Raw genomic sequence first — 25574 nt, 5'->3', positions numbered from 1 at the left:
GGCCCCCGGGCCGGGTTGTCCACAATCCGGCCCAGGGGCCTTTTATGTGCCCTCATGGGCGTGCAAGCTGTAGGCATGAGTGATCCCCAGGAAGCATTCGGCATCCTCTCCCCCGGCTGCGAGTTCGAGGTGCCTGAGCTGTGCGCCATGGTGCTGGACCATGTGGTGGTGCCGGTGTTCGGCCAGGCCTTCCGTTCGGTCGCCGAGCCGGAGACCCCGGCGCTGAGGGCGGCCGCCATGGCCAGCCTGGTGCCGGACAACCTGGCGGGGCGGGCGGCCCTGGGCCGGATGTCGGCTGCCTGGGTCTACGGCTGCGCCCCGCGGCCGGCCATTGTGTGCCTGCTGATCAGCAGCGGGCACCGCAGCAGTGCCCTGCCGGCCCGAAGCGGCTGCAGCCTGCACGAAGTCCGGCTGGATCCGCTCGACGTCGAACGCCTGGGCGGCGCGCAGGTCACCTGCGCGCTGCGCACGGCAGTTGATGTGGCCGTCACTGAATCGGCCGAATTGGCCACGGCCACGCTCTGGTCCCTGGCGTCCAGTGCATCCCTGAACTGCCCGCTGGGGCGAATCAGGGCGGCCGTGGCGGCAGCCTCCCACGTTCCCGGTAAGCGCCGTGCGCTGGAGCTCATCGACGACATGCTCGCTGGCGGCCGTGCATGGGGACAAGCTGCCACGGAAGGCGGCGCCCTTGCCTAGTTCCTGCGTTGCGAACCGGACGTCCGGTAGACGTCATAGACCCCGTCAATGCGACGCACGGCATTCAGTACGTGGTGCAGGTACTTCGGGTCCCCCATTTCGAAGGCGAAGCGGGAGAGCGCCACCCGGTCGCGTGAGGTGTTCACGCTGGCGGCCAGGATGTTGACGTGGCTTTCGGACAGGACCCGGGTGACGTCGGACAAAAGGCTCTTGCGGTCAAGCGCCTCGACCTGGATCTCCACCAGGAACACACCTGACTGCGTGGGCGCCCATTCCACCTCCACCAGCTTGTCGGGTTCATTCTTCAGGTGGATCAGGTTGGGGCAGTCCTCCCGGTGCACCGAGACCCCCGACCCCTTGGTGACGTAACCGGCAATGGGGTCCGGCGGCACGGGGGTGCAGCAGCGCGCCAGCTTCACCAGCACCTCGCCCACGCCGTGCACGATGACCCCTGAATCGGAGACCCTGGAGCGGGTGTTGGAGACGTGAGTGTCCAGCGGGGGCGCCGCGTCCTCGATGTCGTCACTGACCCCCAGGACGTCCACGAGGCGTTCGACGACGGACTGCGCCGAGGTGTGGCCGTCGCCCACGGCCGCGTACAGCCCGGCAATGTCCACATAGCGAAAGTGTTGGGTGACGGCCATGAGGACGTCGTGGGTCATCATTTTCTGCAGGGGAAGGTTCTGCTTGCGCATTGCCTTGGTCAGCAGTTCCTTGCCCTTTTCAATGGACTCTTCGCGGCGTTCCTTGCTGAACCACTGCCGGATCTTGTTCCGCGCCCGAGCACTCTTGACAAAGTTTTGCCAGTCCTGGCTGGGCCCGGCACCTTCGGCCTTGGACGTGAAGATCTCCACCGTGTCGCCATGTTCGAGCTCGCTGTTCAGCGGCACCAGCTTGCCGTTGACGCGGGCCCCCACGGTGCGGTGGCCCACCTCTGTGTGCACGGCGTAGGCGAAGTCCACCGGCGTGGACCCGGCAGGCAGGGCAATGACCTGCCCCCTGGGCGTGTAGACAAACACTTCGCGGGCGTTCATCTCGTACCGCAGCGAGTCGAGGAACTCGTTGGGGTCTGACGTCTCCTGCTGCCAGTCCACCAGCGTGCGCAGCCAGTTCATGTCCTCCTGGCCGGACACCGGGTTCTTGCTGCCGGTCTTGTACTTCCAGTGGGCGGCAACCCCGTATTCGGCCCGTTGGTGCATTTCATGCGTGCGGATTTGAATCTCCACCGATTTGCCGTCCGGGCCGATCACCGTGGTGTGCAGCGACTGGTACATGTTGAACTTCGGCATGGCGATGTAGTCCTTGAACCGGCCGGGCAGCGGGTTCCAGCGGGCATGGACGGTGCCCAGTGCGGCATAACAGTCCCGCACCGTGTCCACCAGCACGCGCACGCCCATCAAGTCATTGATGTCGTCAAAGTCCTTGGCCCGCTGCACCATTTTTTGGTACACGGAATAGTAATGCTTGGGCCGGCCGGTGATTTCAGCCTTGATCTTCGCAACCCTGAGGTCATCGGCAATTTGCCGGCGGATGGCGCCAAGCTGCTTTTCACGCTCGGGGGAACGGTCCTGGACCATGCGGACTAGTTCCTCATACACCTTCGGGTACAGCGCGGCGAAGGAAAGGTCCTCCAGCTCCCACTTGATGGTGTTCATGCCCAGGCGGTGGGCCAGCGGGGCAAAAATGTCGAGGGTCTCGCGCGCCTTGCGGCCGGAGGATTCCGCGGAGACAAACCGCCAGGTGCGTGCATTGTGCAGCCTGTCGGCCAGCTTGATCACCAGCACGCGGATGTCCTTGGCCATGGCAATGACCATTTTGCGGACAGTCTCCGCCTGGGCCGTGTCGCCAAACTCCACCTTGTCCAGCTTGGTGACCCCGTCAACCAGCATGGCAATTTCATCGCTGAAGTCCCGGCGCAGTTCATCCAGGGTGTACGGGGTGTCTTCGACGGTGTCGTGGAGCAGGGCCGCGGCCAAGGTGGGCCCGCTCATGCCCAGTTCGGCCAGGATGGTGGCCACGGCCACCGGATGGGTGATGTAGGGGTCGCCGCTTTTGCGCTTTTGGCCTTCGTGGTACTTTTCGGCCACGGCAAAGGCCCGCTGGATGAGGTCGAAGTCTTCCTTGGGGTTGTTGGCCCGCACAATCCGCAACAACGGTTCAAGTATGGGTGAATGCGTTTCAGTGTTCCAGCCCGTCAGCCGCGCCAGGCGCGAGCGGGTGCGCTCACGGCGGCCGGGAAATGTGGGCCGCACCTCCACGGGGTGCCTGGCCGGCTGGGCGCCGCCGTCGTCCTTGCCGTCCCCGGGAACTCCGGCCAAAAGCTCATGAGGGGGTGATTGGTCACTCACAGCGCATTGCCTCCCTCGAATCCCTTGCCCGACACCGCCACACCGGGCATTTACCTAGTGTAATCCCGGCGTGCCGGCACCCATGACCAAAAACCAAAGGGCCGCGGGGCGGATGCATGCATCCCCCACGGCCCTTCCGCGGGCCCCTGGAACGGGGCCTGCAGCTGACTCAGGCGTTAACGGCCTCAGCCGAACGGCGGCTGGCCACCTTCTTGGCCTGCTTGACCAGCTCCGGCTCCTTCTCGCGCAGCCATGAATACACAGGGGCGGCAACGAAAACAGTGGAGAAGGTACTGACAATAATGCCGATGAACAAGGCCAGTGACAGGTCGCGCAGCGTTCCCGCGCCCAGCAGCAAGGCACCGATGAACAGAATCGAGCCCACGGGGAGCACGGCCACCATCATGGTGTTGATGGAACGGACCAGCGTCTGGTTCACGGCCAGGTTCACTTCCTCCCCAAAGGTTCTTCGCGTGGAGGAGGATATGTCCGCGGTGTTTTCCCGGATCTTGTCGAACACCACCACTGTGTCGTACAGCGAGTAGCTGAGGATGGTCAGGAAGCCAATGATGGCCGACGGCGTCACCTCAAACCGGGAGGCGCCGTAGAAGCCCGCCGTGACCACCATGACCACCAGCAGGCCTATCGTGGCGGCAATCGACATGCGCCACGTGCGGAAATACAGGGCCATCAATACGGTGGCCAGCAGCACAAACACCACGAAGCCGATGATGGCCTGCCTGGACACGTCCTGGCCCCAGGTCGGCCCGACAAACGTGGACGTGATCTGGTTTTCGGTGACCCCGTACGCCGTCTTGAGTGCGTCCTTGACCTTGATGGTCTGGTCATCGGAAAGCTGGTCGGTCTGGACCTGCATGGTGTTTCCGGCCACATTGGTCACCACGGCCACCTGCCCCGGAATGGCAGCCGAGACTGCCCTCTCACCGATCGAAACGTCGGTGTGGGCAACGTCGGAGACGGTGAACTGCGAGCCGCCGCGGAACTCAATGCCGAAGTTGAAGCCGCCCACCAGGATGGGAACCAGGATCGAGAGCAGCACGGCCACGCCGGTGATGGCGAACCAGATGTTGCGCTTTCCCACAAACTCGTAGGATCGCTCGCCCGTGTAAAGCTCATTGCCAAAGGTAGCGAAGCTTTTCATTAGTTGTTCTCCTTGGAGTCGTCGGAGGACTCGGACTTGGCGGCTCCCGCTCCGCGGCTGCCCACCATTTCAGCTTCCTTGGCGGCAAGCCGCCGTTCGGCAATCGTCTGGCGGCGTTCGGCCTCGCCGGCAGCCTTGGCGTTCTTGCCCTTGGCCACTGCCAGCGACTCTTCCGGTGTGCGGATGCGTCCCGCGCCACGGTACAGCGGCACCGCGCCGAGCTGCTTCGGGTCCAGGCCCGAGAAGTGGTGGCCTTCGCCGAAGAACTTGGTGCGCGCAAGCAGCAGCAGGGTGGGGTGCGTAAACATGAAGACCACGATGAGGTCGGCCACGGCGGTCAGGCCCAGGGTGAACGCGAAGCCCTTCACGTTGCCCACGGACACAAAGTACAGGACCAGGGAAGCCAGGATGTTGACGGCCTTGGAGGCCAGGATGGTGCGCTTGGCACGCAACCAGCCATTGTCGACGGCGGCCACCAGGCCGCGACCGTCACGCAACTCGTCCCTGACACGTTCAAAGTAGACGATGAAGGAGTCCGCCGTCTGCCCGATGGAGACGATGATGCCGGCGACGCCGGCGAGGGACAGGCGGTAGTTTTCGCCCCAGCCGAGCAGGATGATGGCCAGGTACGTCAGGCCGCCTGCAATCACCAGGGAGAGGATCGTGACAAAACCGAGTGCCCGGTATTGGAACAGGGAGTAGATGACCACCAGGCCCAGGCCGATGAGACCGGCCAGGAGGCCCATTTCCAGCTGCTGGAGACCCAGCGTGGCCGAGATCTGCTGTTCGGACTGGATGTTGAAGCTAATGGGAAGGGCGCCGAACTTCAACTGGTCGGCCAGGGCCTTGGCGCTGGCCTCCGTGAAGTTGCCCGTAATGGAGGACTGCCCGTCCGTGATGACGGCCATGGAGGCCGGGGCGGAAATGACGTTGCCGTCGAGCACGATGGCGAAGCGGGCCTGGGGATCATTGGGATTGACCAGGTACTTCGAGTTGAGGCGCTGGGTGACGGTCTTGAACGCCGTGGAGCCTTCCGGCTTGTTCAGGGTCAGCTGGACGGCCCAGGTGTTCGTGGTGACGCCCTGCGCGCCGGACTGCAATCCATAGGAGGCGGTGTTGATCCATTTTCCGGGGATTTCAACGGGGCCAAGGATGTACTTGACACCCGTGCCCGGCTCACACGCCACGGTCGGCTTGGCGGGGTCGGTATTGGCCGGCAGTTCGGTGATGGGGGCCACACAGCTGGTGCTCTCATATTGTTTCATGAGCGCCGCGGTGATCCAGTTGGAATCGCTGTCGTTGGCGGGAGCGGCCTTCGGGTCCGGGTTCGGCGTGAGGACGTTGGCGGCCACAAACGTGCTCAGCTTGTCCGCCGGCGTCTGCTGCGCAAGCGGGACCGCCGGTGAGGGGGCGTTGCTGGAGACAATGACGGCACGGAAGTTCATGTTGGCGGAGGCCTTGATGAGGTTGCGCTGTTCGTCGGTGGGCTTGCCCGGCATCTGCACCACCACGTTGCGCCCGCCCTCGGTGGCGATCTGTGCTTCGGAGACGCCCGAACCGTCCACGCGCTGGCGGATGATGGAGACGGCCTGGTTCAGCTGGTCCGCCGAGATGGCGGCATTCCCCTCCACCTTCGGGGAAAGGATCATTTCGGTGCCGCCCTCAAGGTCCAGTCCGAGCTTCGGCATCCACGAAGCGGCACCGTTGAGCACACCGCCGCTCACTGCCAAAATGCAAACAATTATGAGCGCCGCAAGCCAGAGCAGGGTTCTGCGGGCCTTGGACGTCGGGCCGGTTCGTGCCATCAAGGGATCCTTCTATTGGGTCACGGGAGTTATGAACATGGCAATGCTGCCGCAGCAAATCGCTTTGCTGCAGCAGCGCCAAACTCGAGTAAGCCTAGTTGTCTTTATTGTTTTCTTTGTTCAAGCGCGCCACGGTCTCCTCGACGGTTTCCTGGCTGGCGTCCCGGTTTCCCAATCCCCCGGTCAGGGAGGAGACATCGTCCGGAATGGATTCCTCGGGCAGGGCGGTGTCCTCGGGCTCGACAATCTTGGCGACAGTCTGGCTGTGCACTTCAACAATGACGCCGGGGCTGATTTCCAGCTTGATCTTGTTGTTCGCCTGGTCGACATCCTTCACGTGCCCAAAGAGGCCAAAGTTCGTCATGATGTCCACGCCGGGGGCCAGCTTGGACTGCTTTTCCTGCGCAGCAGCCTTGGTCTTGCGCGACTTGCGGATCATCATGAGGATGAGCACACCAAACAGGGCGAACAAGATGTAATTCATGAAGCCGCCACCTGGCGCGGCGGCGGCCTGGTCGGCGGCGAGAATGCTACTCACAGTCACAGCGAAGGTTCCATTTCAGATAAGTCAACAGTTGGTGCCGGGCCGCGAAGAACGTGCCGGGCGTCATACCAGTCTAGGGGGTAAAGCTGGGCGTGCGGTCAAAAATCCGCCCACGGGGTCCGATCCACGGCCCCCGAACGGTGAATCCCCTCCTGGGGGCGCCCGCGGACGTGGCTGATCGCCCACAGCTTAGTCGTCGATGTCATCCTCATCGAAGGGCAGCATGGCCGCAGCCACGGCATTCCCTGGCATCCGCAGGCCCAGATGGTCCCAGGCGGCCGGCATGGCGATCCGCCCGCGGGGGGTGCGCCCCAGGAGCCCCTCGCGGACCAGGAAAGGCTCAGCCACGGTTTCCACGGTTTCCGGTTCCTCGCCCACGGCGATGGCGAGGGTGGACAAGCCCACCGGCCCGCCGTTGAACTTGTTGACCAGGGCCTCCAGCACGGAACGGTCAAGCCGGTCCAGCCCGCGCGCATCCACCTCGTACATGTCCAGTGCAGCCGACGCCGTGCTTGTGTCAATGGTTTCAATCCCGTGCACCAGGGCCCAGTCGCGCACTCGCCGCAGCAGCCGGTTCGCGATGCGGGGCGTGCCGCGGGAGCGCCCGGCAATTTCGGCGAATCCGGCGCTGGTCAGCTTGAGGTCAAGCATGCCGGCCGACCTCCGGAGGACCAGTTCCAGCTCGGCCACCGAGTAGAACTCCAGGTGCCCGGTAAATCCGAAGCGGTCCCGCAGTGGACCGGGCAGGAGTCCGGCGCGGGTGGTGGCGCCCACCAGGGTGAAGGGTGGCAGCTCCAGCGGAATGGCGGTGGCTCCGGCACCCTTGCCGACAATGATGTCCACACGGTAGTCTTCCATGGCCATGTAAAGCATTTCCTCTGCCGGCCGGGACATGCGGTGGATTTCATCCAGGAACAAGACCTCCCCCTCGGTCAGGGAGGAGAGGATGGCGGCAAGGTCGCCGGCATGCTGGATGGCAGGGCCTGAGCTGATGCGCAGGGGCGCATTCATCTCCGAGGCGATGATCATGGCGAGGGTGGTCTTGCCCAAGCCGGGGGGTCCGGACATGAGCACGTGGTCCGCGCTGCGGCCACGGATCCTGGAGGCCGCCAGGACCAGGGCCAGCTGCTTGCGCACCCGTTCCTGGCCTACAAAGTCGTCAAGGGTTTTGGGCCGCAGTGCCGCCTCGAGCTCCCGTTCCTCGGGTTCGGCCGCGGCCGCCAGCCCCGACGGGGGTGCGGGGGTGCGCGCGGCGGCCCCCAGGCTGATCTGGCCGGGCAGGCCGGCGCCCTGCGCTTGTTCCATGGCCTAACGCACCCGGCTTGCGGTGCGGGAATTGTCCTGGCCCAGCCAGCGGAGGGTGGCGCGGAGAATGGCCGGCACCTGCGGGCTTTCGGCCAGTTCCGGCTCTGCGGCCAAGGCGGCGTCAATGCTCTTGAGCGCCTCCCGTTCATTCCACCCCAGGCTTGTCATGGCGGCCACGACTTGGTCCTTCCATTCCATGGGCGCGTTCGACGCCGGTGCGGCGGCACCGGCGGAACCCGTCGGCTTGAGCTTGCCCTTGAGTTCCAAAACGATGCGCCCGGCCACCTTGGGCCCGACGCCCGGGACCTTCGTGAAGGCCTTGCCGTCGCCGCCGGAGACTGCCAGCCTGATGGCCTCCGGTTCCAACACGGCAAGGATGGCCAGGGCCAGGCGCGGACCGATGCCGCTGACGCTCAGCAGGGTGTCGAAGACTTCCCGCTCCCCCGCATCGGCAAAGCCGTAGAGCGTCATGGAGTCCTCACGCACGATCATGGCAGTGGTGAGCGTGGCCTCTTCCCCCACCGCGAGGCTGCCGAGCGTCTTGGGTGTGGCGTGCACCAGCATGCCCACGCCGTTGACGTCAATCACGGCCTGGGCCAGGGTGAGGTGGGCCACCGGACCGCGGACAAAACTAATCATGGGACTGCTCCTGGGGTGTGCCTGGCTGGTTACAGACAAAGCTACACCATATTTATCGAACATACTTCCGAACAATTACCGCCAGGCGTGGCCCGGCTTTTCTTTGTTCTTCTTGGTTTTCGCCCGGGTCTCAGCGTCGCGCCAGAGCTGTTGCGCCGCCGTCGTGCCTTCAGGGCCGGAGGCCAGGGAGTTGCCGCTGCGCCAGGCATGGGCAATGGCCAGGGCCAGCGCGTCCGCGGCATCAGCCGGGCGCGGGGGCTCGGTGAGCCGGAGGATCCGCACCACCATGGCCGTCACCGATGCCTTGTCCGCACGGCCGCTGCCGGTCACGGCGGCCTTGACCTCCGACGGGGTGTGCATGGCGACGGGAATGCGGCGCCGGGCCGCCGCCACCATGACCACACCGGACACCTGGGCCACGCCCATGACGGTGCTGAGGTTGGTCTGGGCAAAGACGCGTTCAATCGCCAGCACGTCGGGCTTAAACGCGTCCAGCCACTGGTCGATCGCTTCCGCGATGACCAGCAGCCGGCCGTCCAGTGATTGTTCGTGGGAGCTGCCCACCACGCCCACGGCCACCATGGTGGCCGTGCGGTTTGCGGCGACGTCCACCACGCCCAGCCCGCAGCGGGTCAGGCCGGGGTCGACACCAAGGACGCGCAGTTCCTAGTCCTCGTCAAGCTGGGCGAGGACCTCTGCGCTGATGTCTGCGTTGGAGTAGATGTTCTGGACGTCGTCCAGGTCCTCCAGCGCGTCATAGAGCCGCATGAACTTGCGGGCGTGCTCGACATCGAGTTCCACCTGCATGGAGGGGACAAAGCCGGCCTCGTCGGAGTCGTACTCGATACCGGCTTCGGCCAACGCCGTGCGGATGGCGGGAAGGTCCGCGGGGTCGGAGATGATCTCGAAGGTTTCGCCCTCGTCCTTGACCTCCTCGGCCCCGGCTTCCAGCACGGCCATGAGCAGGTCATCCTCGGTGAGGCCGTTCTTGGGAAGGTCCACGATGCCCTTGCGGGTGAACATGTAGGCCACCGAGCCGGGGTCGCCCATGTTGCCGCCGTTGCGGCCCACGGCAAGGCGGACCTCGGAGGCGGCACGGTTTTTGTTGTCCGTGAGGCACTCGATCAGGATGGCCGTGCCCTGGGGGCCGTAGCCTTCGTACATGATGGTCTGGTAGTCGACGGCGTCGCCCAGCAGGCCTGCGCCGCGCTTGATGGCCCGTTCGATGTTGTCCGCAGGCACCGAGGTCTTCTTGGCCTTTGTGACGGCAAGTTCAAGGGACGGGTTGCCGACAATGTCGGCACCGCCGATGCGGGCGGCGACTTCAATGTTCTTGATGAGTTTGGCGAACGACTTGGCACGGCGGCTGTCAATGATGGCTTTTTTGTGTTTCGTGGTCGCCCATTTGGAGTGGCCTGACATGGTTACGCTTCTCCTCTAATCATTCGAATAAAAAGTTCGTGGATGCGGCGCTCACCCGTCACTTCCGGATGGAAGGAGGTGGCCAGCAAGTGCTGCGAACGAACGGCTACCGCACGGACTTCTGGTTCAATCCTAGCGTTTTGTCCATCCGGGGGCAGTTCCACGCTGGCAAGCACTTCCACGGCGCCCCCCACCCGTTCCACCCAGGGTGCCCGGATGAACACGGCGTGGACTGGTTCGTCCGCTTCGCCGGCGCGTGCCAGGGCGCTGAATTGCAGCTCCGTTTCAAAGGAGTCCACCTGCCGGCCAAAGGCGTTGCGCCGCACCGTGATGTCCAGGCCGCCCAGTGTCTGCTGCGGATTCCCGTCCATGTCGCGCGCCGGGTCTGCAATGTCGTTGGCCAGCAGGATCATGCCGGCGCAGCTGCCATACACCGGCAGCCCTCCGTGGATGCGCTCCACCAGCGGCTCGCGCAGGCCAAAAATCCTGGTGAGCTTGTCGATGGTGGTGGATTCACCTCCGGGAAGCACCAGCCCGTCCAGGTCCGCCAGCTCGCCGGGGCGCCGGACCCCCACCACCCTGGCCCCGCAGGCCTCAATGGCGCGGGCGTGCTCGCGGACATCGCCCTGGAGGGCCAAAATGCCGATCAGGGGCTGGGTGCGGGTGGTGGAAATTGCCTGGGTTAAGTCGGTGAGAGTCACTTTTCCATCATAGTTCGGCCCAGGGTCGCCAACATCACATGCCCAGCCGGCGGGGCCGCCTGGCCGCCTGGCAGGCCGTGAGCAAGTAGCATTGTGCGAGGACTGACGTACTAAAGATGAGGTAAACCAAGTATGTGCGGAATCGCCGGTTACTACGGTTATGGGGAAGACGAAACCCTCCTGCATGCCATGAATGCGTGCATTGAGCACCGCGGCCCCGATGGCGAGGGCATCTACGCCAACGGCAACGTGGGACTGGCCCACCGCCGGCTTTCCATCATTGACGTGGCCCACGGCCAGGAACCCATGTTCAGCGCCGACGGCGAAACCGTGCTGGTCTACAACGGCGAGGTGTACAACTACCTTGACCTGCGGGCCGAGCTCGAGGCCCTGGGGCGCTCCTTCTCCACCAAGTCGGACACCGAAGTGGTGCTGCAGGCGTACGAGGAATGGGGAGACGCCGCGTTCGACAAGTTCAACGGCATGTTTGGCTTCGCCATCCACGACCGGAAGAACAACCGGCTGGTCCTGGCCCGCGACCACTTTGGCATCAAGCCCCTCTACTACGCCACCGCCGGCACGCCCGAAGCCCCCGCGCTGCTGTTCGGCTCGGAAATCAAGCCCCTGCTGGCTGCCGGGAAGATCGATGCCGCAGTCAATGAGCGGATTCTATTCCGCTACCTGCAGTTCCGGATCCACGACGAGGAAGCCGAGACATTCTTTGCCGGCATCCACAAGCTCATGCCCGGCGAAAAGCTGGTGCTCAGCACGGTGGACACCGAAGCAGGACCGGCCGGCACCATCACCGTCAGCCCCTACACCCGGCTGAAGGAGGAACTGTCGGAGCTCGCCAAGATTGAGACCCCGTACTCGCCGGCCGTCATTGAGGAGTACCGCCAGCGCTTCACCGAGGGCGTGCGCCTGCGCCTGCAGTCCGAGGTCCCTGTTGGAACGGCCCTCTCCGGAGGCCTGGACTCGTCAGCCGTGGTGGCCACCATCAACAAGCTCATGCAGGAAAACGCGGCCGCCACTGATTCCCTCGGCGCCAAGCAGCAGACGTTCTCCGCCATTTTCCCCAACTCCATCAACGATGAGGAAAAGTACGCCGACGCCGTCCTGGCCCGTTGCGAAGGCAATGTCACCAGCCACAAGATCCGCCCGCAGGCCTCCGAGTTCGTGGCTGACCTGGAGGACTTTGTGCGCACCATGGAGGAGCCCATCATCTCCTCCGGGCCGTACGCCCAGTACCAGGTGATGCGTGAAGCCTCCAAGCACGTGACAGTGCTGCTGGACGGCCAGGGCGCCGACGAAATGATGGCCGGCTACATCCCCTACTACTTCGCCTACCTGCGCCAGCTGAAGAAGAGCGGTGCGAATGCCAAGCTGGCCAAGGAGCTCGCCTCCAGCGCGGACATCCTGCTGCGCCTGGCCCGCTTCCGCATCCAGGGCATGCTGACGTTCAAGAAGGACGCCGGCATTGCCCCGCTGCTGGACAAAAAGTTTGTCGCCGCCCACAAGGCCGAGAAATTCTCCAACATCCCGGACAACCTCAAACTGCGCCTCATCGACGACCTCTTCCACAAGTCACTGCCGGCCGTGCTGCGCTACGAGGACAAGAACACCATGCGCTTCTCCCTGGAGGGCCGCGTGCCGTTCCTGGACAAGGAAGTGGTGAAGTTCCTCTTCAGCCTGGACGACGAGTCCATCATCAAGGGCGGCTGGAACAAGCGGATCCTGCGCGATGCCACCCGCGAACTTCTGCCGGAGATGATCAGCAACCGCCGCAACAAGATCGGCTTCACCACACCCGAAGCCGAGTGGTTCTCGCTCATGAAGGAAAAGATTTATGAGATCTTCCTTTCCTCTTCCTTCGGCTCCCGCCCGTACTGGAACCAGGACCACGTCATCTACGCCTTTGAGGAGTACCTCAGCGGCAAGAGCGCCGGCTCCACCATGGTGTTCTGGCGCCTGATCAACACCGAGCTGTGGCTGCGCGAGTTCTTTGACGAGCCGCCCGTCCTCGCCGGCATCGTGGGCAAGAGCGACTACATCCCCAATGCCGACAAGCAGCTCGACATCGTGCTGCCCGGCGCAGCCGGCACCTTCCGGCGCTATCCGCTGCGTACCGAAGTCTTCTACAAGGAAACCGACTTCGACCCCGCCGTCGTGAGCTATGTGAAGCGCTTCTTTGACGGGCTGCCGGAAGCCGGCGGCGACCACGGCACCGCCACCGCAGACACCCCGTGGTACCTGTTCCTCTCGGAAAAGATCGTGGCCATGACCCAGGGCCGCTCCATCCCGGTCTGGGACATCAAGGTTTCCGGCGCAGCACGCTTCTTCTCCAAGTTCGTCACCCGCAACCCCGGGGGAATCGGCCTGGCCAGCCCCTGGTCCATGCAATTGGCCATCGACGAGGTGGGGCTGCCGCGCATCATGTACGCGTCCGCACGCAGCGTCATCGGCAAGCTGCAGGGCAAGTCCGGCGTGTTCTATGAGGTGGTGGGCCACAACATCAACGCGATCGACGGCGCTGCCGGCTACCAGGTGGGGACCTCCACCCACTCGGTGAAGTACGCCCCGCTTGACCCCGACGGCGTCGCCTCCCGCCTGAGCAGGCTCGTCAGGGAGAGCGTACCGGCCGAGTACGCCAAGACGTTTGCCGGCACTGCCATCATGGATGCCAACGACCTTGGCGTGGTGGCCCTGGGACACGACACCAAGCTGGGCAAGGAAACCCTGGAAAACATCTTCCGCGACAACCCGCAGGGCCAGACCACGGAGACCACGCCCATGTCCCTGGTCTTCACCCAAAAGTAGCCGCCTGCCGCAGTGAAGGAATCCCATGGTCACGATTGCCGATTGCCAGCGGACCCAGCATGCCTGGTTCAAGGCCCTGGCGGAGGCAACGGGCGGGAGGTCATTTTCCACCCACCGCATGGAATGGGTGTGGCTGCCGGAAACCCGGGAAATGCTGTGCCTGTTTCCTACGGAGATCACCGAATCCGGCTTGCTGCCGGCCATGGCGGAGGCCCGGCGGCGCGGGGCCGCCACCGTGGGAATCTGGTTGAATGCCGCCGTTCGCGAGGGCATTCTTCCCCGTCACCGCTTTGAGCGCGGCTGGCAGCCGTGGTGGATGACGGCGCCCGTGGACGCGGGAATTCCTGCCGAGGGGCCTGCGGATGAACGTGTCACTCTCACCTGCGTGGCGGAGAACCAGGCGTGGCTCGCCACTGCACGGTTGGGCGGCGAATGGGCCGGCCGCGCATATGCCTTCATGCCCCCGGAGCAAGGCGGCAAGCACTTGGCCGGCATCTATGACATGGAAGTCGCGCTGGACCACCGGCGCACAGGCCTGGGCACGGCACTCCTGGACAGGCTGGCCGTGACGGCCGCCATTGCCGGTGCTGAGCACCTGCTGCTCAACGCCACCCCGGAAGGGCAGCGCCTGTACCGGACGCGCGGCTTTGAGCTCGTTGGCAAGGGCCAGACCTGGTGGCACCACCTGCCCCATTAGGGGACGCGGGTTAACGCCGTCGGGCCTGCCGAAACCCTGGGGTTCCGACAGGCCCGTCAACCGGCGGCTTGGGTGTTACCAGCCGCGCTCGGCGAGGCGGTGCGGCTCGGGGATGTCGGCGACGTTGATGCCGACCATGGCCTCTCCCAGGCCGCGGGAAACGTCCGCGATGACCTTGGCGTCGTCGAAGAAGGTGGTGGCCTTCACCACGGCGGCGGCGCGCTGGGCCGGGTTGCCGGACTTGAAGATGCCGGAGCCGACAAACACGCCGTCGGCGCCGAGCTGCATCATCATGGCGGCGTCGGCCGGGGTGGCGATGCCGCCGGCGGTGAACAGGACCACGGGCAGCTTGCCGCTCGCGGCAACTTCCTTCACCAGCTCATACGGGGCTGCCAGTTCCTTCGCGGCAACGTACAGCTCGTCCTCCGGCAGGGCCGCCAGCTTGGCTATCTGGGCCCGGATCTTGCGCATGTGGCCCGTGGCGTTGGAGACGTCACCGGTGCCGGCCTCGCCCTTGGAGCGGATCATGGCCGCGCCCTCATTAATGCGGCGCAGCGCCTCGCCGAGGTTGGTGGCGCCGCAGACAAAGGGAACCTTGAAGTTCCACTTGTCGATGTGGTGCTCGTAGTCGGCCGGGGTCAGGACCTCGGACTCGTCCACGTAGTCCACCCCGAGGGACTCCAGGACCTGGGCCTCAACAAAGTGGCCGATCCGGGCCTTGGCCATGACGGGAATGGACACAGCGGCAATGATCGCGTCAATCATGTCCGGGTCGCTGGCACGGGACACGCCGCCCTGGGCGCGGATGTCGGCCGGCACACGCTCCAAGGCCATGACGGCAACGGCGCCGGCATCCTCGGCAATCTTGGCCTGCTCAACGTTGACCACGTCCATGATGACGCCGCCCTTGAGCATCTCGGCCATTCCACGCTTGACCCGGCTGCTGCCAGTCACCGCTGATACATCGCTTGTAGACACAAAAACCCCTCTGGGAAGGAACGAAAAAAGTTGGCTTGCCGGCGATCGGGTTCCGCCGCACGGGTACGCCCATTCTATTCCCGGAAACCCCGGGGGCTGAAACCGGCGTTACTTCCCGGCGGGTTGGCTGTCGTGGAGGGCCTGGCGGCGGACCGTGCCCACCCGCTGGAAAATGGTCACCAGGCTGGCAACGGCCAGGAGGACAAGCACGACGGCGAGCACGGCTTCGGGGATGCCCAGGCCTACCAGCCCGGTCGCCACGAGGACCACCACGAGGCGGTCGGAGCGCTCGGCAATGCCGACATTGGCGCTCATGCCCAGCCCCTCGGCACGGGCCTTGGCGTAGGAGACGATGGAGCCGAGCACCAGGCAGGTCAGGGCCATGGCGGCGATGAAGCTGTTGTGTCCGCCGGTGTAGAACCAAATCACGATGCCGGCAAAGACTGCGCCGTCGCCCACGCGGTCAAGGGTGGAATCCAGAAACGCCCCCCACGTGCCGGTGCGGCCCGTCATCCGGGCCATGAGTCCGTCAATAATGTCGGAAAAGACGAAAACGGTGATCACCACGGTGCCCCAGAACAGCTGGCCCAGGGGGTAGCCGACAAGTGCCCCGCCGGCCACGCCCAGCGTGCCGATGATCGTGACGGCGTCGGGGGAAACTTTCAGGCGCACCAGCAAGGCGGCAACCGGGGTGAAGATGGCTGCGAATAGCGCGCGGGCATACTTGTTCAGCATTGGATAACCTTATTCAACTTCTAGTCCTAAGCTCCCTGTTCAACCGTATCCCAGGCGGCCGCAACCTGGCTGCGGACGTCGCCGAGCGTCTGCGTGATGGCCTTGGTGCCGGCAATGATCGGCAGGAAGTTTCCGTCCCCGCCCCAGCGCGGAACAATGTGCTGGTGCAGGTGGGCTGCGATTCCAGCCCCGCCCGTAACCCCCTGGTTCATGCCCAGGTTGAAGCCGGAAGGGCCCGATACGGCCCGCAGCACGCGCATGGCCTGCTGGGAGAGGGCCGCAAACTCGGCAGTCTCCTCCACCGTCAGGTCCGTGTAGTCGGGGACATGGCGGTAGGGGCAGACGAGCAGGTGCCCCGGGTTGTACGGAAACAGGTTCAGCACCACATACGCCAGCTCCCCGCGGTGGACAATGAGGGATTCGGCGTCCGACCGTCCCGGGGCCTCGCAGAACGGGCAGTTGTGCGAACCGGTGACCTGTTCCTGCCCGCCCTTGACATAGGCGAGCCGGTGCGGCGTCCACAGCCGCTGAAAGGCATCAGGGACTCCCGGAAGCTCAAAGTCGTCCTGCATGGACGCCACACCCTGTTCGCTCACGCCGTGCGGTTCCTGACTGCTTCGACAATCCTGGCCACGGCCTCTTCAACGGGCACGCCGTTGTCCTGGCTGCCGTCGCGGAAGCGGAAGGAGACTGCCTTCGCGTCGGCGTCGTCCCCTCCGGCGATCAGCACAAACGGGACCTTGTCCTTGCTGGCCGTGCGGATCTTCTTCGGGAACCTGTCGCTGGAGACGTCCACCTCGGCGCGGATGCCTTCCTTCTTAAGCTGCGCAACGACGTCGAACATGTAGTCGTTGAACGCCTCGGCCACGGGGATGGCCACCACCTGAACCGGTGAGAGCCAGGCCGGGAAGGCCCCCGCATAGTGTTCGGTCAGCACGCCCATGAACCGTTCCACGGAGCCGAACAGGGCCCGGTGGATCATGACGGGGCGCTGGCGCGTGCCGTCGGCCGCCTGGTATTCCAGTTCAAAGCGCTCGGGGAGGTTGAAGTCCAGCTGGATGGTGGACATCTGCCAGGTGCGGCCCAGCGCGTCCTTGGCCTGCACGGAGATCTTCGGGCCGTAGAAGGCGGCGCCGCCGGGATCGGCCACGAGCTCCAGCCCCGACGCCGTGGCGACCTCGGCCAGCGTGGCGGTGGCTTCTTCCCACACGTCATCGGAGCCGACAAACTTTTCCGGGTCCTTCGTGGACAGTTCCAGGTAAAAGTCGTTCAGGCCGTAGTCCTTGAGCAGCGACAGCACAAAGTTCAGCGTGTTGGTGAGCTCATCCTTCATCTGCTCCTTGGTGCAGTAGATGTGTGCGTCGTCCTGTGTCATGCCGCGCACGCGCGTCAGCCCGTGGATCACCCCGGACTTCTCATAGCGGTACACCGAGCCGAACTCGAACAGGCGCAGCGGCAGCTCCCGGTAGGAGCGTCCGCGGGAGCGGAAGATCAGGTTGTGCATGGGGCAGTTCATGGGCTTGAGGTAGTAGTCCTGGCCGGGCTTGCGGACCTCGCCGTCCTCACCAATCTCCGCATCAACGTGCATCGGGGGGAACATGCCGTCCCGGTACCAGTCCAGGTGGCCGGAAACCTCATACAGGTTGGCCTTGGTGATGTGCGGGGTGTACACGAACTCGTAGCCGGCCTCGACGTGGCGCTTGCGGGAGTAGTCCTCCATCTCCTTGCGGATGATTCCGCCCTTGGGGTGGAAGACCGGCAGGCCGGAACCCAGCTCGTCCGGGAAGGAGAACAGGTCGAGTTCCACGCCCAGCTTGCGGTGGTCGCGGCGCTCGGCCTCGGCAATGCGCTCCTGGTATGCCTTCAGGGCGTCCTTGGTGGGCCAGGCCGTGCCGTAGATCCGCTGCAGCTGCTGGTTTTTCTGGTTGCCCAGCCAGTAGGCTGCCGAGCTGCGGGTCAGCGCGAAGGCGTTGGAGATCAGCTTGGTGTTGGGCAGGTGCGGGCCGCGGCAGAGGTCGCACCACACTTCCTCACCGCTCTTGCGGTCGATGTTGGCATAGATGGTGATGTCCCCGGCACCCACCTCAACATTGACGCCCTCGCCGGCCGTGTCGGCGTCGGACTTTTTGCCCAGCAGCTCCAGCTTGTAGGGCTCGTTGGCCATGGCCTCGCGGGCCTCGTCCTCGGAAACCACGCGGCGGGCGAACTTTTGGTTCTGGTTGATGATCTTCTGCATCATCTTCTCCAGCGTCTTCAGGTCCTCGGGCGTGAAGGGCTCGGCCACGTCAAAGTCGAAGTAAAAGCCGTCCGTGATGTACGGGCCGATGCCCAGCTTGGCATCCGGGCGCAGCTGCTGCACGGCCTGGGCCATGACGTGGGCGGTGGAGTGGCGAAGCACGTTCAGCCCGTCCGGGGAGTCCAAGGTGACGGGCTCGACGGCGGCGCCCTCCTCGAGGGGGCTGTCCAGGTCCGTCAGGACCCCGTTGACCCGGGCGACGACGACGTCGCGGCGTTCAAAGAACAGCTCGGCGCCGGTGGTGCCGGTGGCCACCGTCGTCGTCTCGCCGTCGACATTGATGGTGATCTGCGTATCCACTGGCACGTGTAACTCCTTGATTCGTCATGTCCGGCCATAAGTCCCGGCAACATACGGGGGGTGCTGGGGGCCTCCTTGATCGTATCGGTTTGCTGCTGCCCCAACCAACACCGGCTGCGGGAGGGGCAGTGAGGGCAGCTCGGCCAGGTCCCAGGCCTCCAGCGCCTGCAGGCTGATGCCGCGCGGGCCCGTCCGCCGGGTCAGGCCGCGGATCAGCAGCAGCCGGGTGCCAAACAGCAGCGGGCCTGACTTTTCCTGCGCCTCCGTGAAAAAGGTGGCGTCCACACAGCCGGTGCCGTCGTCGATGCTGATGAACACCACCCGCTTCCCCCCGCGCATGGGCGGAGTTTGGGTGGCCACCCGCACCCCGGCGACCAGCACCTCGGTGTTGTTGCGCAAGCCCAGCAGCTGGTCCGACTTTGTCACCCCCAGCTCCTTCAGCAACGCCGCATGGCTGTCCATCAGGTGGGCGCTGGCATCCAGGGAGAGCAGGTCCAGCTCCGTCCGCACCGTCTCCGCCAGGGTGGGGGCAGGCAGTTCCGCGGCAAGGGTGCCCAGTTCCAGCTCCCCCAGCGGCAGGTGCAGCTGCCCCTCCATGGGCTCGCTGCGCCTTGTCTGCCTGGCCGCAGGCAGGCTGTTCACGTGGGCAATGAGGTCGGCGCGGTTGGCGGTGTTGCCGCTCCCTTTTTGGGCTTCACGCTGCAGGGAATCCAGGGCGCCCAGCTGCGCCAGCCGCTTGAGGATGGGCCGGGACACCCTGGCACGGTCGCGGAGGTCTGCCAGCGAGTCATAGGGCTGGCCGGCCACAATGCGCTTGAGTTCAGTGCCGGAAAGCCCATAAATGTCCGACAGGCTCAACCGGATGCCCGTCACTGGCCCTTCCGCGGCTGCCAAACGTTCAGCCCGGTAATGCCCGGTGCTGGCATTGATGTCCAGTGGCAGGATGGGGATGCCCATGCGCCTTGCCTCGGCCACCAGCAGCCGCCGCGGGTACATTCCGGGATCGTGTTCCCACAGCCCCGCCAGGAATTCCGCCGGATGGTGCGCCTTCAGCCAGGCCGACTGGTAGGTGGGCATGGCGAAGGCCGCCCCATGTGCCTTGCAAAAACCAAAACTGCCAAAGGCCTTCAGCGTGCCCCACACCTCCTCAATGACGTCCGGGCTGTAGCGGCGTTTCCGGGTGGCATTCCGAAAGAACTCTTCCACGGCAGGCTCCTGCGAGGGGTTCCCCAGTTTGCGGCGGTACTCGTCGGCCTGTGAAAGGGTGCAGCCGGTCATGATGTGGAGGGTCCGCAACACCTGTTCATGGAAAACAGTCACCCCATGGGTTTCGGCCAGGGCCGGCATCAGGTCCGGATGGGCGTAGTGTGCCGGGGTGAACCCGGCCCTGTTTTCCAGGAACGGCTTCACCATGTTGGACTTCATGGGGCCGGGGCGGAACAGCGAGATGTCGATGATCAGGTCATTGAATTCGGCCGGCGCCATTTTGCCCACCAGTTCGCGCTGGCCCGGGGACTCGATCTGGAAGCACCCCAGGGTGTGTGTGCTGCGGATCAGTTCGTAGGTGGGTTCGTCGTCGAGCGGGACGGCGTCCAGGTCAATGGTTCCGTCCTCCCCCACATAGGCCGGTCCCTGCCCATTGCTGTCCACCGGGTGTTTGCCGGCGGCGACCACCTCCTCCTTGGAAGGGTGCAGGCGGATGACTTCGCGCACGGCGTATGCCATGGCACTTTGCATGCGCACCCCCAGGACATCGAGCTTGAGCATGCCCATGGCGTCCATGTCATGTTTGTCGAACTGGCTCATGGGCAGGCCCAGCCCGCTGGGCTGCACCGGGGTGCGGTTCAGCAGTGTGGAGTCCCCCAGGATCACCCCGCACGGGTGCATGGAGATGTGCCGGGGCAGGCGGTCCAGCCTTTCGGTCAGGTCCACGAGCATGTCCAGCTGGGCGCCTCCTTTCGGGGGCCGGTCATCCAGGGAATGCTCGGGCAGTGAGTTTTCACGCCGGGATTGCTCGACCCTGGCGGCAAAGTCACGCAGCTCGGGTTTTTCCGCCAGGGCTTCCCGGAAGGAACTGGCCGAGAACCGCCACAGCTGCTTGGCGATCCCGTCAACGTCCTCCTGCTCCATCCCCAGGGCCAGTCCGGCGTCCCGCACGGCACCCCGGGCCCGGTAGGCGTTTTGCATGCTCATCAAGGTCACCCGCTGGGAACCAAAGCGTTCAAAGATGCGCCGGTACACGGCATGCCGTTCGGCGCTTTCGACGTCCAGGTCGATGTCCGGCAGGGTGGAGCGGTCACGGGAGAGGAATCGTTCAAACAAGAGCCCGTTGGCGATGGGGTCCACGGCGCTGATCCCCAGCAGGTAGTTGACCAGCGACGACGCCCCGGAGCCCCGGGCAGCCCGGCGCACCCCCATGGTGCGGATCATTTCGGAGACTTCCGCGACTGTCAGGAAGTAGGAGGCAAACCCCAGTTCGTTGATGGTTTCCATCTCCCGGGTCAGCCGGTCCCGCACAGCGGCCAGCCGTCCGCCCTGCAGCCCGGGGAAGCGCCAGCCCAGCCCGGCGTCAACCCGCTGCCAGAGTTCGCGCTCCGCCGGCTGCGCCAGCCCCAGCACGCCGGGTTCAGGGGTGCTGGGTTGTTTCCAGCCGAGGTCATGGACCGGATCGAGGCGGCACTTGTCCGCCAGCTGGTGCGTATTGGCCCACAGGAGGGAAAGCTCCCGTGCGCCGAAGCCACCCTGGCGTCCGATTTCACGAACCATGGCATGCATGTCCGTGGCGCCCTTGAGCCAGCCCTGTCCGGTGGGCTGCAGGTCCGGCGCACGCCGCATGGGGGCGATGGCCCGGGCCGCGTCAAGAACATCAGCCGTGGGGGCGTCGTCCCGGGTGCAGTAGCGCACGGCATTGGCCAGCACCGCCGGCACGCCGAATTCCTCGGCCAGCTTCAGCATGCGCACCGCGTGGGTGGTGCTCAGGGCGGTGCCAGGTTCGCTGAAGTGGCTGACAATTTCCACCGCCATGCTGCCGGCGGGCATGATTGCCGCCCAGGCCTGAAACTTGGTGCGCGGCAGGAGATACCTGCGTCCGGCCATGGCAAGGCCCACATTGGAAAAGGGGCCAAGCAGGACTGTCAAGGCCGGTTCACCGGTTTCCGGATCCAGCACCCCGGCCGCCAGTTGCGCCATGGTGAGCCCAACGGGTCCCCTGGGCCGGGAGTGGGCTGAGGACACCAGCCGGCACAGGGCGGCATAGCCGGCACCGGCGGGCAGGTCCCTGCCCCCATGCGCCAAAATGGCCACCCGGCCACACTCCACCAGCCCGCGGCCGTCCTGCTCCGGACCCGGTCCCTGGCGTTGGCCAGGCTGTGGGGCCAGCCGCGGTCCCGGCGGGCCCCCAAGGCCTTGCCCGGCCTGTTCCAGCCCGCCTGGTTCCACGATGGCCAGGTCCACGCCCAGCAGCGGATCGATCCCGGAGGCCATGCAGGCCTTGACATGCTTGACCACCCCATACAGCCCGTCCCGGTCAGTGATGGCCAGTGCATCTGCTCCGTCCGCGGCCGCAGCCTCCACCAGATCGACCGGCCAGGAAACACCGTAGTGGGCGCTGTAAGCGGAGGCCGCATGGAGGTGTACGAATTTATGCCGGTTCTCAGGCACTGAAATCCTGCCCTTCCGCCAGCTCAACCACGGCATCATGGACCTTGATGATGCGCCACCGCTCCCCCGGCTGGTACCGCACCAGGTCGAAGGTGGTCAGGGCAGCACCGGCGGGTGCGCCGTCGCGGTGGACCTGGACCCGCCAGATTTGGCGGTCCACCAGCCCAATCCCATCCCCCCGGGCGGCCCGGGTTTCCTCATCCCACCAGTTCCGCCGCTGGTACCAGCACAGGGGTTCTGCCGCCAGGGTGTAACGGCGCCCCTGCCACAGCAAGTGCAGCGGCACGCCGGCTGTCGACAGGGACACCTCAACGGAGTCACTAAATGTGCCCACCCAAGCTGCCACCTCCGTCCATACCGCAAAAAACCCGGCCACCTCCGGCACCGCAGGGCGGTCCATGGAAGGAACATTATTACAGGGATTTCGAAAATTACTAGAATGTATATTCTAGTGTAATTCAGTGTACGCTCACATCACGCGGCATGAAAGCCGTCAATTGGGAAGCATCTCGCCGGGCCGGGCATTCACAGCAGCCGCAGGGCGTTATGTACATAGCTGCCAGGGCATGAGGCGTCTAGCATGGCTTTATAGTCATCGGCGTGACCACGCTGCTGGCGCAAAACGACTATAAGGAGCGTTCCATGACTGACATGGTCACCCTCATCGCCAGGACCACACCGTTGGAGCGCGAGCTCAAAACAACCTCCCGCACGGTGGAAGAAACAGACCTTCCCCGCCTGGGCGAACTGTACTTCACGGCCTATGACCCCGGAGTTGCCGGCGAATCGCTCCAAGCCGCCCTGGAAGACATCAAGGCCTCCATGGCCGGGAAGTACGGGAATTTTCTGCCGAACGCCTCCCATGTTGCGCTGGATGAAGACGGCAAAATCGTGGCAGCAATCCTTGTCGTGGAACGAGCCATCGGCAGCGACACGCCCGACGCCCCCTTTATCATTGAACTCATCACCGACCGCCTCCACCGCCGGCAAGGATTGGCCGAGGACCTGGTATTGGCCACCATGGACACCCTGTTCAACGACGGCCAAAAGGACGTGGCCCTGCGGGTGGAGGCCAGCAACTCGGCCGCCCTTGCCCTCTACCTGTCCCTGGACTTCCGCCGCTGGTCGCCCGAAGAGGGCGAGGACTGAGGCGGCGCTGCAGAGTGCCAACAGACCACACACAGGGGGCATCATGGAACAACGGCTGAATTTCATATCACTGGGGGTCCGTGACGTTTCGCGTTCCCGGGACTTCTACGTCACGGGACTCGGCTGCGAGGCACGGCTTGACGTCCCCGGTGAGGTCATTTTCCTCCAGGTCAACCATGGCCTCATTTTGTCACTGTGGGACAGGGCCGCCATGGCTGCAGAGCTTGGCACGGACCCAGCCGCCCTTGATGCCTGTCCCATCCCGCCTGTGACGCTCAGCCACAACGTGTCCAGCCCGGAGGCGGTGGACGCCGTGGTGGGACAGGCCCGCAAGGCCGGCGCCGCCGTCGTCCGCGACCCGGCGCGCCAGTCATGGGGAGGCTACAGCGGCTACTTCGCGGACCCGGACGGCTTCCGCTGGGAAGTGGCCTACAACCCCACCTGGGATGTGGACGACACGGGCCGCGTCACAGTTTAATTCCCCATGTGGATCCCCGCTGTGAACAGGCTGGGAATCTGCCCGAAATTGCTGCGCCCGCGACATGTCCCGCCAATTCCCCCAGCTTGGCGTGTGACCATTGGCTGTGCCCACACCCGTAGAGGACGGCACTTTCGCATGCACAGAGTAAGGCGGCCCCGGCCATGATCCCCATAGCAGTTGCAGCACTCCTGGTGCTCGTCGTCCTGGCGGGCGCCGCCCGGGCCGTCACGGCACCATCGGCTCCGGCCAGGGTGGATGGTGCCGCACTGGCAGTTGCCGCCCTCGCCCCGGGTGCAATGCTGTGGAGCTTGATAGGGTCTCCGGCTGCCGCCGCTGCCGCCGGCTGCGCGGGAATGTGGTTCCTCTGGCGGGTGGCTGCACCGGCGGGCAGAGGCGAACGCCCTCCCGGGACCGGGAGGGGGGCGGCAGTTTACCGCCTGCTATATTCGGCCGTCGCCCTGTGGGCCTCCCTGGCACTGAACACCGTGCACCATGCCGGTGCCAGCCAGGAACTGGCCACCATCATCCAACACATGGCAGTGGCCGTGATCCTGAGCCTCTCCTGCGCGGGCTGGCTGCTGGGCACCTTCGCCATGCCGAAGGATTCAGCGCCAAGAATCCAGCCGGCACTCGGGGTGCAGGAAGCCCTCGCCGCGGTGGCGCTGGCCCTGTGCCTGTTCAGCATTATCTAACGGGATGGTGCCGCAGCCGCTGGTCCGGCGGCCGGCCTGGCCTGACATTCGCTCAGGCCTGACGTGCCATGAGCTCCGGCGAATCGTTGCGAACATTGCCAACCTCGGGGCCCACCAGGTCCAGCACCCAACCGGCAGCCAGGCTGTAGGACTCTGCCAGGACTGCGTCCAAGACAGTTTTCGGCGTCGTATTTCCCGGGTCCAGCCATTCACCCAGGGTGTCCTGCCCCAGCGGAACAGGAAGCCGGTCGTGGAGGGTTGCCAGTTCGCCGTCGGGCGGTGAAGCCATGGTGAGGATGGTGCAGGACAGCAGCCACTGGCCCGGATCCCCGTCCGCCAGGGCCGGGTCCTTCCACCACTCGTACAGCCCGGCGAAGGAAATAAGCCGGCCGCCGGGATTGTGGACAAAGTACGGCTGTTTGGCGCCTCCGGGAAGCTTCTTCCATTCGTAGTACCCCTCCACCGGGACGGCGCAGCGCCTGGACTTGGCGGCGGTGCGAAAGGTGGGCTTCTCCAGGACTGTTTCGGTCCGGGCATTAAAGGCCCACACTCCCACCGAGGCATCCTTGGCCCAGCGCGGCACCAAACCCCACTTGGCCACGTGCACCTGCCTGTGGGCCACGCCGTCAACAAGCCGCTCCAGCACAATGGGCACATCCGAAGTCGGCGCCACATTCCAGGAAGCGCGCAGCTCCAGGTTCTCGTCCGCCTCGGCTTCCAGTTCCGCAACCAGGTCGCCCACGGCCCGGGCCATCACATATCGTCCGCACATGCCATCCATCGTGCCACTTCCGGCGCCCCAATGGCGGGAATAGCCGGGCGAGCCGGTAGCGTTGTGGCTACGACGGCACAGAAATAGATTCGTAGGAGAAATAACGTGGAATACACCCCGGAAACCGGCACCATCACGATGTTTTCGACCGTTTGGTGCGGTTACTGCAAGCGCTTGAAGAAGCAGCTAGACGCCAAGGGGATTGGCTACACCGAAATCAACATTGAAGACACTCCCGGCACCGCCGAATTGGTGGAGAAGCTGAACAACGGGAACCAGACTGTGCCCACCGTGATCTATCCGGACGGCTCCGCTGCAACCAACCCGTCCCTCAATGACGTCATGGCGAAGCTGGGAGTCTGAACCGCCTTCCCT

At 64.9% G+C, this 25574-nt stretch carries 23 protein-coding genes; 7 read left to right on the top strand and 16 right to left on the bottom strand.

From position 1 onward, the window contains the following. Positions 1-75: 75 nt before the first annotated feature. Positions 76-696 carry a hypothetical protein gene (locus G6N77_RS03325; protein WP_165180585.1) on the top strand — a complete coding sequence of 207 codons (621 nt, stop codon included), beginning with the start codon at positions 76-78 and terminating at the stop codon, positions 694-696. Here G6N77_RS03325 and G6N77_RS03320 read toward each other — a convergent pair. The 9 genes from G6N77_RS03320 to pdxT form a co-directional block, all read right to left on the bottom strand. After that, positions 693-2954 carry a RelA/SpoT family protein gene (locus G6N77_RS03320; protein ID WP_306987503.1) on the bottom strand — a complete coding sequence of 754 codons (2262 nt, stop codon included), beginning with the start codon at positions 2952-2954 and terminating at the stop codon, positions 693-695. The genes G6N77_RS03325 and G6N77_RS03320 overlap by 4 nt on opposite strands. A gap of 259 nt (positions 2955-3213) precedes the next feature. Further along, on the bottom strand, positions 3214-4206 hold the full coding sequence (secF, locus tag G6N77_RS03315) for a protein translocase subunit SecF (protein WP_165180583.1): 993 nt from the start codon (positions 4204-4206) through the stop codon (positions 3214-3216). Next, a complete protein-coding gene (gene secD, locus G6N77_RS03310) occupies positions 4206-6011 on the bottom strand; it encodes a protein translocase subunit SecD (protein WP_165180582.1) in 1806 nt (601 codons plus the stop codon). The genes secF and secD overlap by 1 nt, the downstream gene beginning before the upstream one ends. Positions 6012-6105: 94 nt before the next feature. Beyond that, a complete protein-coding gene (locus G6N77_RS03305; RefSeq protein ID WP_306986673.1) occupies positions 6106-6555 on the bottom strand; it encodes a preprotein translocase subunit YajC in 450 nt (149 codons plus the stop codon). Between the two features lie 189 nt (positions 6556-6744). After that, complete coding sequence (ruvB, locus tag G6N77_RS03300; RefSeq protein ID WP_240901640.1) at positions 6745-7860, bottom strand: Holliday junction branch migration DNA helicase RuvB; 1116 nt, start codon at positions 7858-7860, stop codon at positions 6745-6747. A 3-nt stretch (positions 7861-7863) separates the two neighbouring features. Further along, positions 7864-8499, bottom strand: a complete 636-nt coding sequence (gene ruvA, locus G6N77_RS03295; protein ID WP_165180581.1) for a Holliday junction branch migration protein RuvA — start codon at positions 8497-8499, stop codon at positions 7864-7866. 75 nt (positions 8500-8574) lie between these two features. Next, positions 8575-9162 (bottom strand): crossover junction endodeoxyribonuclease RuvC, encoded by a 588-nt coding sequence (ruvC, locus tag G6N77_RS03290; RefSeq protein ID WP_165180635.1) that lies wholly within the window; start codon positions 9160-9162, stop codon positions 8575-8577. Between the two features lie 3 nt (positions 9163-9165). Continuing rightward, positions 9166-9921 (bottom strand): YebC/PmpR family DNA-binding transcriptional regulator, encoded by a 756-nt coding sequence (locus G6N77_RS03285; RefSeq protein ID WP_165180580.1) that lies wholly within the window; start codon positions 9919-9921, stop codon positions 9166-9168. A gap of 2 nt (positions 9922-9923) precedes the next feature. Further along, positions 9924-10595 carry a pyridoxal 5'-phosphate synthase glutaminase subunit PdxT gene (pdxT, locus tag G6N77_RS03280; RefSeq protein WP_306987506.1) on the bottom strand — a complete coding sequence of 224 codons (672 nt, stop codon included), beginning with the start codon at positions 10593-10595 and terminating at the stop codon, positions 9924-9926. A 159-nt stretch (positions 10596-10754) separates the two neighbouring features. On the opposite strand from pdxT, the gene asnB reads away from it, so the two are divergent. Together asnB and G6N77_RS03270 are read left to right on the top strand one after the other, a co-directional pair. Then, positions 10755-13439, top strand: a complete 2685-nt coding sequence (gene asnB / locus G6N77_RS03275) for an asparagine synthase (glutamine-hydrolyzing) (RefSeq protein ID WP_165180578.1) — start codon at positions 10755-10757, stop codon at positions 13437-13439. A 25-nt stretch (positions 13440-13464) separates the two neighbouring features. Beyond that, on the top strand, positions 13465-14136 hold the full coding sequence (locus G6N77_RS03270; protein ID WP_165180577.1) for a GNAT family N-acetyltransferase: 672 nt from the start codon (positions 13465-13467) through the stop codon (positions 14134-14136). A 75-nt stretch (positions 14137-14211) separates the two neighbouring features. Here G6N77_RS03270 and pdxS read toward each other — a convergent pair whose 3' ends face one another. The 6 genes from pdxS to G6N77_RS03240 all read right to left on the bottom strand — a co-directional run bounded on the left by pdxS (position 14212) and on the right by G6N77_RS03240 (position 22505). Then, positions 14212-15114, bottom strand: coding sequence for a pyridoxal 5'-phosphate synthase lyase subunit PdxS (gene pdxS / locus G6N77_RS03265; RefSeq protein ID WP_165180576.1), 903 nt, complete (start codon positions 15112-15114; stop codon positions 14212-14214). Between the two features lie 108 nt (positions 15115-15222). Further along, on the bottom strand, positions 15223-15849 hold the full coding sequence (gene pgsA, locus G6N77_RS03260) for a phosphatidylinositol phosphate synthase (RefSeq protein ID WP_165180575.1): 627 nt from the start codon (positions 15847-15849) through the stop codon (positions 15223-15225). Positions 15850-15875: 26 nt separating this feature from the next. Next, the gene (locus G6N77_RS03255; protein ID WP_165180634.1) at positions 15876-16421 is read right to left on the bottom strand and encodes an HIT family protein; all 546 of its coding nucleotides are present in this window, start codon (positions 16419-16421) and stop codon (positions 15876-15878) included. A gap of 20 nt (positions 16422-16441) precedes the next feature. Beyond that, positions 16442-18451, bottom strand: coding sequence for a threonine--tRNA ligase (gene thrS, locus G6N77_RS03250; RefSeq protein WP_165180574.1), 2010 nt, complete (start codon positions 18449-18451; stop codon positions 16442-16444). Between the two features lie 18 nt (positions 18452-18469). Then, on the bottom strand, positions 18470-22105 hold the full coding sequence (locus tag G6N77_RS03245) for a DNA polymerase III subunit alpha (RefSeq protein WP_306986676.1): 3636 nt from the start codon (positions 22103-22105) through the stop codon (positions 18470-18472). Beyond that, positions 22098-22505 carry a DUF6504 family protein gene (locus G6N77_RS03240; protein WP_240901639.1) on the bottom strand — a complete coding sequence of 136 codons (408 nt, stop codon included), beginning with the start codon at positions 22503-22505 and terminating at the stop codon, positions 22098-22100. The genes G6N77_RS03245 and G6N77_RS03240 overlap by 8 nt, the downstream gene beginning before the upstream one ends. A gap of 242 nt (positions 22506-22747) precedes the next feature. Here G6N77_RS03240 and G6N77_RS03235 point away from each other — a divergent pair, with 242 nt between their 5' ends. The 3 genes from G6N77_RS03235 (at position 22748) to G6N77_RS03225 (ending at position 24427) form a co-directional block, all read left to right on the top strand. Further along, complete coding sequence (locus tag G6N77_RS03235; protein ID WP_165180573.1) at positions 22748-23254, top strand: GNAT family N-acetyltransferase; 507 nt, start codon at positions 22748-22750, stop codon at positions 23252-23254. Positions 23255-23297: 43 nt separating this feature from the next. Further along, positions 23298-23732, top strand: a complete 435-nt coding sequence (locus tag G6N77_RS03230; RefSeq protein ID WP_165180572.1) for a VOC family protein — start codon at positions 23298-23300, stop codon at positions 23730-23732. Positions 23733-23896: 164 nt separating this feature from the next. Beyond that, positions 23897-24427 (top strand): hypothetical protein, encoded by a 531-nt coding sequence (locus tag G6N77_RS03225; protein ID WP_165180571.1) that lies wholly within the window; start codon positions 23897-23899, stop codon positions 24425-24427. A gap of 52 nt (positions 24428-24479) precedes the next feature. Here G6N77_RS03225 and G6N77_RS03220 read toward each other — a convergent pair whose 3' ends face one another. After that, positions 24480-25199, bottom strand: a complete 720-nt coding sequence (locus G6N77_RS03220; RefSeq protein WP_165180570.1) for an SOS response-associated peptidase — start codon at positions 25197-25199, stop codon at positions 24480-24482. A gap of 105 nt (positions 25200-25304) precedes the next feature. On the opposite strand from G6N77_RS03220, the gene G6N77_RS03215 reads away from it, so the two are divergent. Next, positions 25305-25562 carry a mycoredoxin gene (locus tag G6N77_RS03215; protein ID WP_165180569.1) on the top strand — a complete coding sequence of 86 codons (258 nt, stop codon included), beginning with the start codon at positions 25305-25307 and terminating at the stop codon, positions 25560-25562. The last annotated feature ends 12 nt before the right edge of the window (positions 25563-25574 follow it).

The organism is Arthrobacter silviterrae (assembly GCF_011045165.1).
GTDB lineage: Bacteria > Actinomycetota > Actinomycetes > Actinomycetales > Micrococcaceae > Specibacter > Specibacter silviterrae.
The sequence above is the reverse complement of the archived record's forward strand: the minus strand, read 5'-3'. Positions and strand labels throughout refer to the sequence as shown.

Excerpts from the sequence above, each read along its gene's own strand:
- G6N77_RS03285 (WP_165180580.1), bottom strand. The coding sequence starts at position 9,921 with ATGTCAGGCCACTCCAAATGGGCGACCACGAAACACAAAAAAGCCATC.
- G6N77_RS03220 (WP_165180570.1), bottom strand. The coding sequence starts at position 25,199 with ATGTGCGGACGATATGTGATGGCCCGGGCCGTGGGCGACCTGGTTGCG.
- G6N77_RS03270 (WP_165180577.1), top strand. The coding sequence starts at position 13,465 with ATGGTCACGATTGCCGATTGCCAGCGGACCCAGCATGCCTGGTTCAAG.
- G6N77_RS03235 (WP_165180573.1), top strand. The coding sequence starts at position 22,748 with ATGACTGACATGGTCACCCTCATCGCCAGGACCACACCGTTGGAGCGC.
- G6N77_RS03230 (WP_165180572.1), top strand. The coding sequence starts at position 23,298 with ATGGAACAACGGCTGAATTTCATATCACTGGGGGTCCGTGACGTTTCG.
- pgsA (WP_165180575.1), bottom strand. The coding sequence starts at position 15,849 with ATGCTGAACAAGTATGCCCGCGCGCTATTCGCAGCCATCTTCACCCCG.
- ruvA (WP_165180581.1), bottom strand. The coding sequence starts at position 8,499 with ATGATTAGTTTTGTCCGCGGTCCGGTGGCCCACCTCACCCTGGCCCAG.
- ruvB (WP_240901640.1), bottom strand. The coding sequence starts at position 7,860 with ATGGAACAAGCGCAGGGCGCCGGCCTGCCCGGCCAGATCAGCCTGGGG.
- G6N77_RS03325 (WP_165180585.1), top strand. The coding sequence starts at position 76 with ATGAGTGATCCCCAGGAAGCATTCGGCATCCTCTCCCCCGGCTGCGAG.
- G6N77_RS03240 (WP_240901639.1), bottom strand. The coding sequence starts at position 22,505 with ATGGACCGCCCTGCGGTGCCGGAGGTGGCCGGGTTTTTTGCGGTATGG.
- secF (WP_165180583.1), bottom strand. The coding sequence starts at position 4,206 with ATGAAAAGCTTCGCTACCTTTGGCAATGAGCTTTACACGGGCGAGCGA.
- asnB (WP_165180578.1), top strand. The coding sequence starts at position 10,755 with ATGTGCGGAATCGCCGGTTACTACGGTTATGGGGAAGACGAAACCCTC.
- secD (WP_165180582.1), bottom strand. The coding sequence starts at position 6,011 with ATGGCACGAACCGGCCCGACGTCCAAGGCCCGCAGAACCCTGCTCTGG.
- G6N77_RS03255 (WP_165180634.1), bottom strand. The coding sequence starts at position 16,421 with ATGCAGGACGACTTTGAGCTTCCGGGAGTCCCTGATGCCTTTCAGCGG.
- G6N77_RS03225 (WP_165180571.1), top strand. The coding sequence starts at position 23,897 with ATGATCCCCATAGCAGTTGCAGCACTCCTGGTGCTCGTCGTCCTGGCG.